Genomic DNA, 17,257 nt, shown 5'->3' on the forward strand with positions numbered 1-17,257 from the left:
AGTGTAGCCGTCACTGCGGCACCCAGTCTAATACCCGACCTCGCCGTAGCGTTCGCGATAGTCTTTGGGTGTCATGTCATAGCCTTTCTTGAATACCGAATAAAAATATTGCAGCGATGGGTAGCCACACATCTGTGAAATCTCGTTGATGGTCAACGAGGTAGCCGTCAACAGGTTGCGGGCGCGATCCAGCTTTTCCTGATGGATCACATGGTGAATAGTTTCGCCGGTCTCATCCCTGAAGCGTTTTTCCAGGTTGGAGCGCGACAGGCCGATCGCATCCAACACCTGCTCGACCTTGATGCCCTTGCAGGCGTGATGGCGGATGTAATGCATCGCCTGAATCACAGCCGGATCGCGCAGCGAGCGGAAATCGGTAGAACGGCGTTCAATCACCTTCACCGGCGGTACCAGAATGCGCTGCAGCGGCAGTTCACGGCGATCGAGCAGTTGGTGCAGCAGCTTGGCGGCGCGATACCCCATCTGGCGGGTGCCCTGCGCCACCGAAGACAGCGCCACCCGCGACAGGTAACGCGTCAGTTCTTCATTGTCGATGCCGATCACGCACAGCTTTTCCGGCACCGCGATGTCCAGATGTTCGCACACCTGCAGCAAATGGCGCGCCCGCGCATCGGTCACCGCGATGATGCCGGTCTGCTGCGGCAGGGTCTGTACCCAGTCCGCCAACCGGTTCTGCGCGTATTGCCAGTTATCCGGCGCGGTGGCCATGCCCTGATACACCACGCCCTGATACTGCTCCAGCGCGACCCGCTGGCGGAAAGCATGCTCACGCTCCTGCGCCCAGCGTTTACCGCCTTCACTGGGCAAACCGTAGAAGGCAAAACGATTAATACCTTTTTCTTTCAGGTGGCTAAATGCCGCCTCCACCAGCGCCTGATTGTCGGTGGCAATGTAGTGCACCGGCGGATAGTCCTCGTCACGGTGATAAGAACCGCCCACCCCGACAATCGGCACCCGGACGTTATGCAGCAGTTGCTCGATGGCACCATCGTCGAAATCGGCGATCACCCCATCGCCCAGCCAGTCCTTGATGTTGTCGATACGGCAGCGAAAATCCTCTTCGATAAAGATGTCCCAGTCACATTGCGAAGCCTGTAAATACTCGCCTACGCCCTCGACCACCTGACGGTCGTACACTTTATTGGCGTTGAACAGCAAGGTAATGCGAAAGCGCTTTTCGAACATGGGCATCCCCGGTAACCCCCCGTGACTGTGGGGGGCGAATAAATTCGCCCCGATTAAAGCGGGCGCAGCATGCAGCGCCCCTACAATGTCTGGGATAGGCGAGTGAGTCGCCTGGCTGCTACCTGAAAGCTACAGGTATTAACTGCGAGAGCAGCAGGCATCACCTCATAACTGTGAGCTCAGACGCTATTCTTTTATGCCCGGCGCTTGGTGGCGGAGTCCATCCATACCGCCAGCAGCAAAATGGCGCCCTTGACGATGTACTGCCAGAAAGTCGGCACGTCCAGCATGCTCATGCCGTTATCCAGCGACGCCATAATGAATGCGCCCATCACCGCGCCGGCCACGCTACCGATCCCCCCGGCCAGGCTGGTGCCGCCAATCACGCAGGCGGCGATGGCGTCCAGCTCGGCAATATTGCCCGCCGAAGGCGAACCGGCCCCCAGACGCGAACTGAGGATCAACCCGGCAATCGCTACCATCAGGCCGTTGATGGCGAACACCGCCAGCTTGGTGCGCTCGACGTTAACGCCCGACAGCCGCGCGGCGTCAATATTGCCGCCGATGGCGTAGATCCGACGGCCAAAAGCGGTGCGGGTGGCCATAAATATCCCCGCCAACATCAGTGCGGTGAGGATCAGCACCGGCGTCGGTACCCCGCGGTAATCATTGAGCAAATAGATGGCGCCAAGCACCAGCAGCGCCAAAATGCTTTGTCGGGTGACATCACCGCCGGCTGTCGCCACCGGCAAACCCAGTTGGGCACGCCGACTGCGCCGCCACCACTGCCAGGCGACAAACAGCATCAACCCAACGGCACCGATGCCAAAACCCAGGCCGTTCGGCAAATAGCTCTGGCCAATTTGCGACATCGCCCCGCTGGTCGGCGCGACTGTGGTGCCATTGGTGATGCCGATCAGGATGCCGCGAAAGGCCAGCATCCCGGCCAGGGTGACGATAAACGACGGAACCTTACGATAAGCAACCCACCAACCGTTCCAGGCCCCTAACAGCAGGCCGGCCAGCAGCGTCACCACGATGGTCAGCGGCAATGGCCAACCCAGCCAGACGTCAAAAATCGCCGCTGCCCCACCCAGCAGGCCCATCATTGAACCGACCGACAGATCGATTTCTGCCGAAACAATCACGAACACCATACCGACCGCCAAAATGCCGGTGATCGCCGTTTGGCGCAGCAGGTTGGAAATATTACGCGCGCTGAGATAGGCCCCTTCGGTGGTAAAGGTAAAGAACAGCATAATGACGACTATCGCCGCCAACATCACAAACACCTGCAAATTGATGGATTTTAGTTTCACTATGGGTTTTTTCTCCACCATTGCCGGCACGATCTCTTCAGACTGCGTGTTTTTCGACATCTGTTTCACTCCTCAATGCGGCTTCCATCACCTGTTCCTGGGTCAGACCCTGGTTGACCAACGAAGCCTTGATACGCCCCTGGTGCATCACCAATACCCGATCGCTTAATCCCAATACTTCTGGCAGCTCCGAAGACACCACGATCACCGAAATACCCTGCTGCACCAGCTGATTGATTAACTTATAGATTTCGTGTTTGGCACCGATATCGATACCGCGCGTCGGCTCATCCAGAATGAGAATTTTCGGTTTCAGCAGCAGGCACTTGGCAAGTATGGCCTTCTGCTGGTTACCGCCACTCAGCCGAGCTATCGCCAAGTCGGGCGAGGAAGTCTTCACTTTTAACTGCGCCAGCGATTGGCGAATGGTCGCCTGTTCCCGGGCATCATCAATCACCGTCAGCACGCCGCTAAAATCGCTCAGCGCCGCCAACGTCATGTTGGCCCCTACCCCCATCACCGGCACGATGCCATCACGCTTGCGATCTTCCGGCACCATGGCAATGCCATATCGCATCGCCTGGCGGCAATTGTTGATGACGGCCGGCTGGCCATTGAGGCTAATACTCCCCTGCCAGCGGCCAGGGTAGACGCCGAACAGGCACTGCATGGTTTCGGTGCGCCCGGAGCCGACCAGCCCGGCGACACCGAGGATTTCGCCGCGCCGCAGGCTGAATGAGACATCGTCCACCCGACGAACGTGACGGTTCACCGGGTGCCAGGCGGTGAGATTGTCCACCTGCAGGATCACCTCGCCGATATCATGTTGTTCCTGCGGATAGAGCTCGGTTAATTCGCGCCCAACCATCATGGCGATAATGTCGTCCTCGCTCATTTCCGCTGCCTGGCGCGTACCTATATGCTTGCCATCGCGGATCACGCAGATCAGATCCGAGATCGCCTTCACCTCATTCAACTTGTGCGAAATGTAAATGCAGGCGATGCCGTGATCGCGTAGATCCTCGATGATCGCCAGCAGCGTAGCGGTTTCACTTTCGGTCAGCGACGCCGTCGGCTCATCGAGCACCAGCAGCCGCACCTGCTTGTTCAGCGCCTTGGCGATCTCCACCAGCTGTTGCTGCCCCAGGCCCAGTTCGCCGATGGGGGTATTGGGATCCACCTCCAGCTTGACCTGCGCCAGCATTCGTCGGCAGCGCAGATACATGGCGTCATAATCCATTACGCCGTATCGACGCCACTCATTGCCGAGAAACATGTTTTCCAGCACCGTCATCTGCTTCACCAGCGCCAGCTCCTGATGAATGATGGCGATGCCTTTCTGCTCGGTATCGCGAATATTTTTCGCCGCTAATAAATCATCAGAGAAATAAATATCGCCCTGATAACTGCCGTGCGGATATATACCGCACAGCACTTTCATCAGGGTGGATTTTCCCGAACCGTTTTCACCACACAGCGATAATACCTGGCCTGCCTCTAACTTCAGGCTGACATTATCTACCGCCTTGACCACACCAAACTGCATGGTGATATTTTTCATTTCTAATAGGCTGGGCATTATTCCCCCGTATTACCGGTTAGCGGAATTAATTAATCTCGGATTTTTTGTGGAAACCGTCGGCAACAATGGTGCTGTCGATATTCGATTTATCGACCGGAATAGGGGTTAATAACCAGGACGGCACGTCTTTGCTGCCGTTATTTAATGTGGCATTGGCCTTCGGCTGTTCACCCTTGCCCAGTTGCACCGCGATGCCCGCCGCCTCGTCAGCCAGCTTGCTGATCGGCTTATACACCGTCATGGTCTGGGTACCGGCGACAATACGCTTCACCGCAGCCAAATCGGCATCCTGACCGGAAATAGCCACCTTGCCCGCCAGGCCCTGCGCGGCCAGCGCCTGGATCGCGCCGCCGGCGGTGGCATCGTTGGACGCCACTACCGCGTCAATCTTGTTATTGTTGGCGGTCAGCGCATTTTCCATGATTTTTAATGCGTTTTCCGGCAACCATCCGTCGACCCACTGATCGCCCACCACCTTGATTTTCCCACCGTCAATCAGCGGTTGCAGCACCTTCATCTGCCCCTGGCGGAACAGCTTGGCGTTGTTATCCACCGGCGAGCCGCCCATCAGGAAATAATTGCCCTGTGGTACCCGTTGCACCAGGCTTTGCGCCTGCAGCTCACCGACTTTTTCATTATCAAAGGAGATGTAAAAATCGATATCGGCGTTATTGATCATGCGATCGTAAGCCAGCACCTTAATGCCTTCCCGTTTGGCTTCGCTGATGACATTGCTCAATACCTTGCCGTTGTAGGGAATAATCACCAGCACGTCGACGCCACGGTTGATCATGTTTTCAATCTGCGCCATCTGGGTTTCTTCATTGCCATTGGCCGACTGAACAAACACATCCGCCCCCAGCGATTTGGCTTTGCTGACGAAGATGTCGCGGTCCTTTTGCCAGCGCTCCAGGCGCAGATCGTCGATAGCCATGCCGATTTTGACTTCTTTGCTGAATGCCGGTTGGCTGGCCAGCGCCAGCAGCGCGCAGACCGAAAGGAACACAGGTTTGAATTTCATCTTATATACCTTTGTTATTTAACGGGTAGGGGTAATAATTGAAACGGGCCGGTTACCCAGCTTAGAGCGGATTGTTATCGGTTATTTAATATTCAGCAATTACTGATTTTTACCGGCCAATTATGATTTTTGGTTTAATGTTGTTTTTATGATGGCGGTCATGCTTTCACGCTGAAAAGCAGCAGGTCGACAAATAAAAATGAATTAAGCCTTAAATAAACTGCGGGTAATAACCGATTATGAGATCTGTCGCACATTTAATAATTCTGTGAATTTAACTGTGAAATAACGTAATTGAGCAGCCTGTCGCAAACTCCGAAGATAAAGCCATCCCGTAAACCGGGCATTGCTACCCAGGAGTCGATAATGCAATCTTATTTTGATCAGCTTGAGCAAGTGCGCTACGAAGGTCCCACCAGTAATAATCCGCTGGCCTTTCATCATTACAACCCGGATGAACTGGTGCTCGGCAAGCGCATGGCGGAACACCTGCGCTTTGCCGCCTGCTACTGGCACACCTTCTGCTGGAACGGTGCGGACATGTTCGGCGTCGGCTCGTTCGATCGCCCCTGGCAGCAGCCGGGCGACGCACTGACGTTAGCAAAACGTAAAGCCGACGTGGCGTTCGAGTTTTTCCACAAGCTGAACGTCCCCTATTATTGCTTCCATGACGTCGATGTCTCGCCGGAAGGCGCCTCACTGAAAGAGTATCTGCACAACTTCGCAGTCATGACTGACGTGCTGGAGGAAAAGCAGCACAGTAGCGGCGTGAAATTGCTGTGGGGCACCGCCAACTGCTTTACCCATCCGCGTTACGGTGCCGGTGCGGCCACCAATCCGGATCCGGAAGTCTTCAGTTGGGCGGCCACCCAGGTGTTCACCGCCATGAATGCTACCCAGCGTCTGGGCGGTGAAAACTACGTGCTGTGGGGCGGCCGTGAAGGCTATGAAACCTTACTGAACACCGATCTGCGCCAGGAACGTGAGCAAATTGGTCGCTTTATGCAGATGGTGGTGGAGCACAAGCACAAAACCGGTTTCCAGGGCACCTTGCTAATCGAGCCCAAACCCCAGGAGCCGACCAAGCATCAATACGATTACGACGTCGCCACCGTTTACGGCTTCCTCAAGCAGTTCGGTCTGGAAAAAGAGATCAAGGTGAATATCGAGGCCAACCACGCCACGCTGGCAGGCCATTCGTTCCACCATGAGATCGCCACCGCCATTGCACTCGGCATCTTTGGTTCCGTCGATGCCAACCGGGGTGACCCCCAGTTGGGCTGGGATACCGACCAGTTCCCGATCAGCGTGGAAGAGAACGCCCTGGTGATGTTCGAAATTCTCAAGGCCGGGGGCTTTACCACTGGCGGGCTTAACTTCGATGCCAAGGTGCGCCGTCAAAGCACCGACAAATACGACCTGTTCTATGGCCATATTGGGGCTATGGATACCATGGCACTGGCGCTGAAGGTCGCGGCAAAAATGGTGACCGACGGCCAGTTGCATCAGCAGGTGTCAAAACGCTATGCCGGCTGGAATGGTGAATTGGGCCAGCAAATTTTGCAGGGCAAACTGTCGCTCGAGGCGCTGGCACAGTACGCTGAAGGACATGCACTGGCACCACAGCACGTCAGCGGCCGCCAGGAACAGCTCGAAAACCTGATGAACCGCTATTTGTTCGGCTAACTGACCCCGCGCGGCACTCGCCGCGCCTTTAAGGATCTTTTTCATGTATATCGGCATCGACCTCGGCACGTCCGGCGTAAAAGTCATCTTGCTCAGTGAGCAGGGCCAATTGCTCGCCAGCCACGGTGAGTCGCTGCCCATCTCCCGCCCGCATCCCTTATGGTCAGAGCAGGCCCCGCAGGGCTGGTGGCACGCCACCGATCGCGCCATGCTGGCGCTGGGCAAGCAGCACAGCCTGCAACAGGTGAAGGCCATCGGTCTCAGCGGCCAGATGCACGGCGCCACCCTGTTGGACGCACGGCAACAGGTGCTACGCCCGGCCATTTTGTGGAATGACGGCAGAAGCGGCGCGCAATGCCAGGCGCTGGAACAGGCGGTGCCGCAATCGCGGCAAATCACCGGCAACCTGATGATGCCGGGCTTCACCGCCCCTAAACTGCTGTGGGTGCAACAACACGAACCCAAGGTGTTTGATCGCATTGATAAGGTGTTGTTACCCAAAGATTACCTACGCTGGTGCATCACCGGCGATTTCGCCAGCGACATGTCGGACGCTGCCGGCACCGGCTGGCTGAACGTGGCGCAGCGCGACTGGAGCGACGAGATGTTGGCCGCCTGCGGCCTGAACCGCAGCCAGATGCCGCAACTGTTCGAGGGTAATCAGGTCACAGGGCAAACCCATACCGAACTGGCCCGGCGCTGGGGCATGTCCCCGGTGCCTGTCGTGGCCGGTGGCGGCGATAATGCCGCCGGGGCGATCGGTGTGGGGCTATATCAGGCCGGGCAGGCAATGCTGTCGCTCGGTACCTCGGGGGTTTATTTTGCCGTCAGCGACGGCTTTCTCAGCAACCCGGCCAGCGCAGTGCACAGCTTCTGCCATGCGCTGCCCGACACCTGGCACCTGATGTCGGTGACGCTAAGCGCCGCATCCTGTCTGGACTGGGTTTGCAAACTGACTAACGTCGAAGACGTTGCCACCCTGCTTCGCAATGTCGAACAGGCACCACCGGCGGTGGCCCCGCTGTGGTTTCTGCCCTACCTGTCCGGCGAACGGACGCCACATAACAATCCAAACGCCAAGGGGGCATTCTGGGGCCTCACCCACCAACATGGGCCGAACGATCTGGCTCGTGCGGTGCTGGAAGGCGTCTGTTTCGCCCTGGCGGACGGTATGGATGTACTGCATGCCAGTGGTCTACAACCTTCTGGCATCACCCTGATTGGCGGCGGCGCGCGTAGCCCGTTCTGGCGGCAAATGCTGGCGGATATCAGCGGCCAACGGCTGGAATACCGCACCGGCGGCGACGTCGGCCCTGCGCTGGGGGCCGCACGGCTGGCCCAGATCGCACTGAACCCGCAACGTTCACTCGGTGAACTGCTGCCAGAGTTGCCGCTGGAGCAGGTACATACCCCTGATGCCGAGCGCCACCAGCAGTACGCTGAACAACGCAGTACCTTCCGCGAACTCTATACTCGCTTGTTGCCGCTGATGTAATACCCTGCATACTTGAAGCTGCATCTTTGTTGGCTGCCATTACTCGCCCCAGTCACATAGTGGACTATGCTCCTGGGAACTCGCGCAGTTGCCGCCGCGATGCAGCTCCAATTATCTTGGGTATAATGCCGGAAGGCACTAGCTCTGCCCCTTATTATTGCCAAATCGAATAGTCTCCAGTGGCAAATGTCACTGCCAACCCGTCTGCTCCTCTCCTAAATTGGTGGCTGTCTTTTGACGCACCTCACCTCTGGATAAGGAACTGAACGTGGAAAAAAACCAACAACAAAGCCGCAGAGCTTTCCTCAGCCAAACCGGCAAAATCACCACCGCCTGTGCGGTAATCGGCCTGACAGGGGGCGTGGCACAAGCCGCCACACCAACGAGCAGCACATGTATACCAGAGACCACACCTATGACCCTGACCGACAGCCACTATTGGCTGAGCGACGTTCGGCTGGAAGAGGGTTTTGAGTACGATGGCGACACCGTCATCGGCACCCGCACCGCGCACTATCAGCTTGAAATCAAAGACGGAAAAATTGCAGCTATCCACCCGAAGGATGCGTCGGCACCCGCTGGCGTACCGTGCTATCAGGCACAGGGCCAATTGCTGTTACCGGCATTTCGCGATATGCATATCCATCTGGATAAGACCTTTTACAGCGGCCCATGGCAGGCACCGCGCCCGCGCCAGGGCAAAACCATCATGGATATGATTGCGCTGGAACAAACATTGATCCCCAAATTGCTGCCCACTTCGCAACAGCGCGCAGAAAATTTGATTGCCCTGTTGCAATCCAAAGGCAGCACCGTGGCGCGCAGCCACTGCAACATCGATCCGGTTAGCGGGCTAAAAAGTTTGGAACACCTGCAACGGGCACTGGAAAAGCACCAGGCAGATTTCAGCTGTGAAATCGTCGCCTTCCCGCAGCACGGGCTTTTGCATTCCAAAGTCGATGGACTGATGCGTGAAGCCATGCAGATGGGGGTGCAATACGTTGGCGGGCTGGATCCGACCAATGTCGACGGGGCGATGGAACAGTCGCTGGATGCCATGTTCCAGATTGCGCTCGACACCGGTAAAGGCGTCGATATTCACCTGCATGAAACCAGTCCAGCCGGGGTGGCAGCCATCAACTACATGATCGCCACCGTAGAAAAAAATCCATCTCTGCGCGGTAAAGTCACCATCAGCCATGCCTTCGCTCTGACAGTGCTGAATCCGAACGAATTAGAAGAAACCGCCACCCGACTGGCTGCGCAGCAAATCACTATCGCCTCAACGGTACCGATTGGTGGGCTGATGATGCCACTGCCGCAGCTCAGTGAAAAAGGAGTATTTGTGATGACCGGAACCGACAGCGTGATCGACCATTGGTCACCTTTTGGTACTGGCGATATTCTGGAAAAAGCCAACCTTTACGCCCAACTCTACCGGGGTTCCGACGAATTCCATCTGTCACGCGCCATGGCGATTTCCACTGGCGGTGTGCTGCCGCTGAATGACAAAGGTCAACGGGTGTGGCCCAAAGCCGGGGACAACGCAGAGTTCGTGCTGATTGACGCCAGTTGCTCCGCCGAAGCCGTGGCCCGTCTGCCGACACGCCGCACCACCTTCCATCAAGGGCGATTGGTGGCAGGTCAGGTTGGCAAAGCCTGATGCTGGTCCGCTGATGCCACTATGATGGCCGTTTTTGGCCTTCTGCTCTACAGGATAACGGCGCAGTATGGCGTTATACCTAATTGGCGGAGGGCCGAAAATGTCACATAGCGCGTTATTGATCATTGATGTTCAACAATCATTCCAGCACCGTCCATTCTGGCAAGAGGACGATCTTCCCGCTTTCCAACAGGCGCTAACGCGGCTGATAGACGGTTGTCATCAGCAAGGTGTAGCGCTGGTTGATGTATTCCACGTGTCGCCACAAGGGCCATTTTCTTTGGCGTCCGGCTGGGTGAAGCGCTTGCCGTTCCTCGACCATCAGGCCGATATCACCGTACACAAACACGTGCACAACGCATTGACCGAGTCCGGCCTGGACGCCTGGCTGCGCCAACGGGATATTGATCATTTAATTATCTCCGGTATCCGCACCGAACAATGCTGCGAAACCACCACCCGAGTAGCGTCCGATCTTGGCTATCGAGTGACTTTCGTTACCGAAGCCACAATGACTTTTCCAATGCAACATCCCAACGGTGAGGTCTTTACCACCGAACAGCTCAAGCGGCATACTGAGACCGTGCTGGTCGACCGCTTCGCCCAGCTCGCCAGTGTGGATGAGGTGCTGGCGCAACTCTCACAGGAGTAATCATGCTGCAGGCCGTCTACTTTCTGATGCTGCCCAACGTGTTGTCACTGGACGTTAGCGGCCCGGCAGAAACCCTGCGTCTCGCCGGGCAGTTCAGCCTGCGCTACATAAGCCCACTACCGCAGATAACCTGTTCTATTGGCATGACGCTGAGTCAGTTGCAACCATTGCCCGAACGGCTGGAAGACAACGCTATTTTGGTCATCCCGGGTGTCAGCACATCACCCGGTGACGTTAACCATCAAGCCACCGAACAGGCTCGGCGGTGGCTTGCAACACTGCAACCTGACTTGCAACAGCAACGTATCACGCTGGTCTGTGTCTGTTCCGGGGCACTACTAGCAGCACAGGCGGGTTTACTCGACAACCACCAATGCACCACTCACCACGACGTGATCGAACGCCTGCGTCAGCAGGCACCTACCGCATTAGTAAAAGAAAACCGCATCTTTGTTGAAGATCGCAGCATATACACCAGCGCTGGCATTACCGCGGGGATCGATCTGGCGCTGCACCTGATTAACCGCCAGTGCGGTGCCACACGGGCGATGGAAATCGCTCGCGAGATGGTGGTCTATTTTCGCCGTTCTGGCGACGATCCACAGCTTTCACCCTGGCTACGCTACCGCAACCATTTGCACCCGGCGGTGCACCGCGCACAAGACGTGATGGCCGCCGAACCGGAGGCCGAATGGTCAGTGCCACAAGTCGCGGAAAAAGCTCACGTTAGCAGCCGCCATCTGGCGCGCTTATTCCGCAGCCATGTCGGCATCAGCGTGCGCGAATATCATGAGCAACTGCGGCTGGCGGTGGCGCAACAGCGCCTGCAACAAGGCTATGGGCTTGAGAAAGCGGCGTTGGCCGCGGGGTTTTCCTCTGGTCGCCAACTGCGCCGCGCCCAGCAGCGCAGCTCGATGTCGTTATGACACCAGTCGTCGGCTGTCGATTCTCTGCAACCCCATCGACAACAACAGGCTGAGCGCCAACGCCACACCGAATACCCAGAAGATATCTAATAACGGATAGGAGGTCAGTTCCAGATGCCGGCTGCGCATAAAGTTGACGATAAAGGCGTGAAAACCGTATATCGCCAGCGAATGTCGGGAAAAAACGCTCAACCAGCCAATCGGCTCCGGCAAACAGTTTTTAAACCAGATCAACATCGATACTGCCGCAATAAACACCAACGGACCGCAGTAGATGTAGTAGGTATCGGCGAAGTTGCCGTTGATAGACATCTGGTTTTTAGTGCCATGAATGATCAACACCACACTCAGCACAAACCCCAATGCCGCCAACCCACTAACACCACGGCCCTGAGTGTTCATCATGCCAATGGCTCGACCGGCCAACGCATACAGCAAGTAATAAAAAGTATCGCCGTAGATATACAAATTAACCGGCAGTAAGTGAGTATTACCTAGCGTCAGCGAATGGGTATTGGGGTTGGCGATAACAGCCAGGATCACCAGCACGCCGGCCAGATAGCGACGTGATACCGGTTTGACGTTGATCAGCGGTGATAGCAAATAAATCACTGCAATCGCATAGAAGAACCACAGGTGGTAAAACACCGGTTTCAACAGTATGCCGCGCAGCGACGGCCAGAAGCCGATTTTAGTAAACGCAGCAATATAGATCAGTGCTATCGCGCTGTAGAACAAGATGCAGCAACCAATGCGGATGAAATGCTTTTTCCCGGCACTTTTCTCACCAAAAAACAGATAGCCGGAAATCATGAAAAACAGCGGCACCGAGACGCGCGACATCGAATTCAGCACGTTGGCAATATCCCAGTTATGCTCACCCACCGTCACACCACTGGTGACGTAATAGGTGGTCGCGTGGATCATCACCACCATCATGCACGCCACCGCACGCAAGTTATCTATCCAGCCAATTTTATTACTCAAAAGGTCGCCCGCAGTGTTGTCATCTTCGTCTGTTAAAAAGAGGTTAACTAGCGAAAGTGCGAGTGGCAACCCTGGCGGGCAATATCAGAATGTGCTGAAACAACACCTTATTATTGCTAAGGTGAACAATTGGCGGCAAAATAGCCGCCACAACTCGCTCAGATTGCGCTTCCCGCCCTGACAGTTCCTTATTTTCTCTTTACTTTCAGTACGATAAATATGAAAACAACATTACCACCTGCGGCTCGCTTGGGTCGACAGGCGCTTTTATTCCCTCTTTGTCTGGTGCTGTTCGAATTCGCCACCTATATCGCCAACGATATGATCCAGCCTGGCATGCTGGCGGTGGTGGCGGATTTCAACGCCGGTGAAGAGTGGGTGCCAACCTCAATGACCGCCTATCTGGCTGGCGGTATTTTCCTGCAATGGCTGCTGGGGCCATTGTCGGATCGCCGTGGTCGTCGCCCAGTGATGCTGGCTGGCGTGGCGTTCTTTATCGTCGCCTGTTTGGCCATTCTGCTAGTGACTAACATCGAGCAGTTTATCTTTATGCGTTTCTTGCAGGGAATTGGCTTGTGCTTTATCGGGGCTGTCGGTTACGCCACGATACAGGAGTCATTTGAAGAATCAGTGTGCATAAAAATTACTGCATTGATGGCCAACGTGGCGTTGATTGCCCCGCTGCTCGGGCCGCTGGCCGGTGCAGCGCTGATCCACGTCGCACCGTGGCAAAGCATGTTCGTATTGTTCGCCGCATTAGCCGCTTTTGCTTTTTACGGTTTGTGGAAGGCGATGCCGGAAACGGCCTCGTTGCAGGGTGAAAAACTCTCGGCGGCCAATCTGTGGCGTGATTATCGCCAGGTGCTAACCAACCGTCGTTTTGTCTGTGGGGCGCTGGCTATCGGTTTCGCCAGCCTGCCGCTACTGGCCTGGATTGCCCAATCGCCCGTGATCCTGATCAGCGGCGAGTCGCTGTCGACGCTGGATTACGGTCTTCTGCAAATCCCGGTATTTGGCGCGTTGATCCTCGGCAACCTGACACTGGCACGTATGACCGGTAAGAACAGTGTACAACGTTTGATCAAAATCGGTGCGGCACCCATGATGCTGGGGCTGTTGGTCGCAGCACTGGCCACGCTATTCTCTAGCCACGCTTATCTGTGGATGACCGCAGGTTTGAGCCTGTACGCTTACGGTATTGGGCTGGCTAACGCGGGGTTGTACCGCCTGACGCTGTTTTCCAGCAACGTCAGTAAAGGTACCGTCTCCGCCACCATGGGTATGTTGAGCATGATGGTGTTTACCGTCGGCATCGAACTGGCGAAAGTGGCCTACGTGTGGGGCGGCAGTGGGTTGTTCAATCTGTTCAACCTGGTGAGCGGACTGTGTTGGCTGGCACTGGTAGCGCTGTTCCTCAGCAAACGCCGCAGTGGCGACGCCACCCCGACGCCTAACGCTGCGCTGTAATCCAAGCGGGGCAGCGGCCCCGCTTACCCACCAAATAGGCCGCCGTCTCGCAGCAGATGCTGGTTTCCCTTGCGGCGGGTGAAACCGCTGCGATCAAAGAATTCCAATACCTGAATCGCCAGCTTGCGGCCAACACCGAGCCGATCGCGGAAATCCGCCGCGTTCGCGCTGCCCTGCGCCGCATCAAGCTCACGGATCAGCGCAGCGAACTGTTCGATACGTTGGCTGAGGTAGTAACGATCTACCACCACTGCCGTGACATGGCCCAACTGGGCCGCTTTACGCAGCGTCGCCCGCACCCGCGCCTCGCCCTCACCCAATTCAGCCGCCAGATCACGCACCCACCAAGCCTCGTCACCGAACAGTGGCTCGATACGTACCCACAGAGCTAGTTCTTCCGCATTGAACGACAAGCCGTGTTCCGGCAGGTGCAGCCAGCCACGCGTGTTGTTTAATAACCCATCGGCCAGCAACCGATCGATCATCATAAACACCAGAGGTTCAGAAAGCTGTGGCAAGGCCATACGCCGCAACCGTGCACGCCCAAGACCGAGTTGATCGGCATGCTGCTGGTGATACTCAGCCAATAGTTGCAACAGCTTTTGTTGGCCCTGCAGCACATTCTCTTGCGCCAGTGCCATATCGCCGGCAATCAGCAATTCATGGTCTGCCAACATCGCTGCCAGCTCGCTGTCGGTGAGTTGTCGCGCCCAGGCAAAAGCAGCCAGATCCAGTGCCCCATTGGGCAGATGCAGTGCCAACGCCTGCCGGTCATCGCCTGCCTGCGCCAGTGCAACCAGCCAAGCCAGATACTCAGGCTGGCGCTTACCGCGCTTTGGCGTGGTCAAACTCAGAACCCGTGCGCCGCCCAAGGTGTGGCGAGCACCAATATCCCGCAGAACCAGCCGATCGTTTTCGGCCAACCATAGCGGGCGATCAAGAATGAGCTCAGCCAGTTCTTCATTCAACAGCGAAATCCGCCCGGTGATATGGCTGGCAGCATGATGCAGATGCAGTGGCTGCCAGTGCTTTATCGGCTGGTCAGCATCCAGCCGGACCAGAATGCGCTCGGCGGCAACCCGTGGCTTTTTCGCCAGCAGCCAGTCACCCCGTGCTACCTGTTCTTTACTGACGTCACCGCTGATATTCAGCGCAATACGCTGCCCGGCTTGTGCCTGCTCAACCTGTTGGTTCTGGGCGTGCAGACCACGTACCCGTACTGGAGAATCTACGCCAGTCAGCCACAACTGGTCACCCACAGCTACCTTTCCACCCAGCGCAGTACCCGTCACCACCAGACCTGCGCCTTTCACACTGAACGCACGATCCACCGCCAGGCGGAAACGGCGCGTCAACGCATGTTCGTCAGGCTGTAATGCCAACAAATGCTCACGCAACACGTCGATGCCCTGAGCCTGTTGCGCAGCGGTAACGAACACGGGCGTTTGATACCAACCCTGCTGCGCCAGTTCGTCGCCAATCTGCAACCGCACCTCGTCAACACGCACGTCATCTACCCGGTCGGCTTTGGTCAGTACCACTGTCAATGCCGGGCGGCCACTCAAACGCAGGATAGCCAGATGCTCCCGGGTCTGTGCCATGATGCCGTCGTCGCAGGCCACTACCAGCAACGCATGGTCAATGCCGCCAACGCCTGCCAGCATATTGGCGAGGAATTTTTCATGGCCAGGCACATCAATAAAACCTAATACCCGGCCATCAGGCTGCGGCCAGTAGGCATAGCCCAGATCGATGGTCATGCCACGGCGTTTTTCTTCCGGCAGGCGATCCGCATTGATCCCGGAGATCGCCTGGAGCAGGGTCGTTTTGCCATGATCGACATGACCTGCGGTGGCAATAATCATGCGCTCAATGCCTCAATCAGCGTATCTTCCTGTTCCAGACAGCGCAGATCGAGCCATAGCCTGCCATCATTAATTCGGCCAATCACCGGTTGCGGCAAACGACGCCAACGCTCAGCCAATGCCTCCAGGGTCGCGCCACGACCGTCGAGCGGCTCAAAGGTCAACGCATAACTCGGTAGCCGATCCACCGGCAACGAACCGCTGCCAATCTGCGACCAACAGGGTTCGGCTCGCAGGCAGAAATGCTCACTGAACTGCGGTTTGAGAACCTGTAACAGACGTACTGCCGCGTCTTCCATTGCCTGTTGTGGGCGAGTTAATAAACGCAGCGTCGGCAGATGATCCGCCAGCAGTTCGGGTTGCTGATAGAGGCGCAAGGTGGCCTCCAGCGCAGCCAACGTCAGCTTGCCAACGCGCAGTGCGCGCTTCAGTGGGTGCTGTTGCAACCGGTCAATCAGCGCCTTTTTACCGACGATGATGCCGGCCTGCGGGCCGCCCAGCAATTTGTCACCAGAGAATGTCACCAGATCCACCCCGGCCACCAGCAGCCGCTGTGGCATAGGCTCGGCCGGCAGGCCGTACTGCGCCATATCAATCAGCGAGCCACTGCCCAGATCGGTCGCCGTTGGCAGGCCATGTTCTGCGCCAAGCTGCGCCAGTTCAGCTTCATCAACTGCAGCGGTAAATCCTTGAATACTGTAGTTGCTGGTATGCACCTTCATCAGCAGGCCAGTTTGCTCGTTAATCGCATTGCGGTAGTCTTTCAGATGAGTACGGTTGGTGGTGCCCACCTCGACCAATTGGCAGCCCGCCTGGCGCATCACGTCGGGTATACGGAAAGCCCCGCCAATCTCTACCAGTTCACCACGCGACACGACCACCTGCTTACCCGGTGCGACCGCCGCTAACATCAGCAACACCGCTGCCGCATTGTTATTGACGATGCAGGCATCTTCCGCACCAGTCAGTTGGCACAGCAAATCTGCGACAGCACGGTCACGATGCCCCCGGCCGGCGCCATCAAGATCGTATTCCAACGTCACCGCCGATCCCATTGAACGCGTCACCGCCTCAATAGCCGGTTGCGCCAGTAAGGCACGACCAAGGTTAGTGTGCAGCACGGTGCCGCTCAGATTGAAAACTGGCGCCAATGCCGAACGCTGCTGTTGCATCAACGCAGTGCAGAGCGCCTGCGGCCAGTCACCACACCAGTCAGGTAACTTCTGATGTTGTTTTATCGTCTCACGCGCCTGCCATTGCAGTTGGCGCAGCAACTCGCTTATCAGCGTTTGACCATGCTGCGCCACTAACGGCTCGATCGCAGGGTCACGCAGTAGGCGGTCAATGGCGGGTAATTGGCTGTAAAGATGCTGGGATTCAGTGCTCAT

At 56.6% G+C, this 17,257-nt stretch carries 13 protein-coding genes; 6 read left to right on the forward strand and 7 right to left on the reverse strand.

All coding sequences use genetic code 11. The features are described from left to right. Positions 1 to 27: 27 nt before the first annotated feature. From xylR to xylF, 4 genes are all read right to left on the reverse strand, one after another. Positions 28 to 1,206 carry a D-xylose utilization transcriptional activator XylR gene (xylR, locus tag SGR01S_RS18180; RefSeq protein ID WP_061808203.1) on the reverse strand — a complete coding sequence of 393 codons (1,179 nt, stop codon included), beginning with the start codon at positions 1,204 to 1,206 and terminating at the stop codon, positions 28 to 30. Positions 1,207 to 1,400: 194 nt separating this feature from the next. Beyond that, on the reverse strand, positions 1,401 to 2,585 hold the full coding sequence (gene xylH / locus SGR01S_RS18185) for a xylose ABC transporter permease XylH (protein WP_061808204.1): 1,185 nt from the start codon (positions 2,583 to 2,585) through the stop codon (positions 1,401 to 1,403). Further along, complete coding sequence (locus SGR01S_RS18190; RefSeq protein ID WP_061808205.1) at positions 2,563 to 4,104, reverse strand: xylose ABC transporter ATP-binding protein; 1,542 nt, start codon at positions 4,102 to 4,104, stop codon at positions 2,563 to 2,565. The genes xylH and SGR01S_RS18190 overlap by 23 nt, the downstream gene beginning before the upstream one ends. 28 nt (positions 4,105 to 4,132) lie before the next feature. Beyond that, on the reverse strand, positions 4,133 to 5,128 hold the full coding sequence (gene xylF / locus SGR01S_RS18195) for a D-xylose ABC transporter substrate-binding protein (RefSeq protein WP_061808206.1): 996 nt from the start codon (positions 5,126 to 5,128) through the stop codon (positions 4,133 to 4,135). A 366-nt stretch (positions 5,129 to 5,494) separates the two neighbouring features. Here xylF and xylA point away from each other — a divergent pair, with 366 nt between their 5' ends. From xylA to SGR01S_RS18220, 5 genes are all read left to right on the forward strand, one after another. After that, positions 5,495 to 6,814: a xylose isomerase gene (xylA, locus tag SGR01S_RS18200; protein ID WP_017891188.1), complete on the forward strand. Its 1,320-nt coding sequence runs from the start codon at positions 5,495 to 5,497 to the stop codon at positions 6,812 to 6,814. Positions 6,815 to 6,857: 43 nt separating this feature from the next. Then, on the forward strand, positions 6,858 to 8,309 hold the full coding sequence (gene xylB / locus SGR01S_RS18205) for a xylulokinase (RefSeq protein ID WP_061808207.1): 1,452 nt from the start codon (positions 6,858 to 6,860) through the stop codon (positions 8,307 to 8,309). Between the two features lie 268 nt (positions 8,310 to 8,577). Further along, positions 8,578 to 9,972 (forward strand): amidohydrolase family protein, encoded by a 1,395-nt coding sequence (locus SGR01S_RS18210; protein ID WP_061808208.1) that lies wholly within the window; start codon positions 8,578 to 8,580, stop codon positions 9,970 to 9,972. A gap of 100 nt (positions 9,973 to 10,072) precedes the next feature. Continuing rightward, positions 10,073 to 10,624, forward strand: coding sequence for a cysteine hydrolase family protein (locus SGR01S_RS18215; protein WP_061808209.1), 552 nt, complete (start codon positions 10,073 to 10,075; stop codon positions 10,622 to 10,624). A 2-nt stretch (positions 10,625 to 10,626) separates the two neighbouring features. After that, complete coding sequence (locus SGR01S_RS18220) at positions 10,627 to 11,550, forward strand: GlxA family transcriptional regulator (protein ID WP_037426992.1); 924 nt, start codon at positions 10,627 to 10,629, stop codon at positions 11,548 to 11,550. Here the strand turns inward: SGR01S_RS18220 and SGR01S_RS18225 are convergent. Continuing rightward, the gene (locus SGR01S_RS18225) at positions 11,545 to 12,537 is read right to left on the reverse strand and encodes an acyltransferase (protein WP_061808210.1); all 993 of its coding nucleotides are present in this window, start codon (positions 12,535 to 12,537) and stop codon (positions 11,545 to 11,547) included. The two genes, SGR01S_RS18220 and SGR01S_RS18225, sit on opposite strands and share 6 nt — an antisense overlap. Positions 12,538 to 12,756: 219 nt before the next feature. Between SGR01S_RS18225 and SGR01S_RS18230 the strand changes: the two genes are divergently transcribed. Continuing rightward, the gene (locus SGR01S_RS18230) at positions 12,757 to 14,004 is read left to right on the forward strand and encodes an MFS transporter (RefSeq protein ID WP_061808211.1); all 1,248 of its coding nucleotides are present in this window, start codon (positions 12,757 to 12,759) and stop codon (positions 14,002 to 14,004) included. A 23-nt stretch (positions 14,005 to 14,027) separates the two neighbouring features. On the opposite strand, the gene selB is transcribed toward SGR01S_RS18230, so the two are convergent. Next, entirely contained in the window at positions 14,028 to 15,869 is a 1,842-nt protein-coding gene (selB, locus tag SGR01S_RS18235) for a selenocysteine-specific translation elongation factor (protein WP_061808212.1), read from the reverse strand. Continuing rightward, complete coding sequence (gene selA, locus SGR01S_RS18240) at positions 15,866 to 17,257, reverse strand: L-seryl-tRNA(Sec) selenium transferase (RefSeq protein ID WP_061808213.1); 1,392 nt, start codon at positions 17,255 to 17,257, stop codon at positions 15,866 to 15,868. The genes selB and selA overlap by 4 nt, the downstream gene beginning before the upstream one ends.

The sequence above is a fragment of the Serratia grimesii NBRC 13537 genome (assembly GCF_001590905.1).
Taxonomy (GTDB): Bacteria; Pseudomonadota; Gammaproteobacteria; order Enterobacterales; family Enterobacteriaceae; genus Serratia; species Serratia grimesii.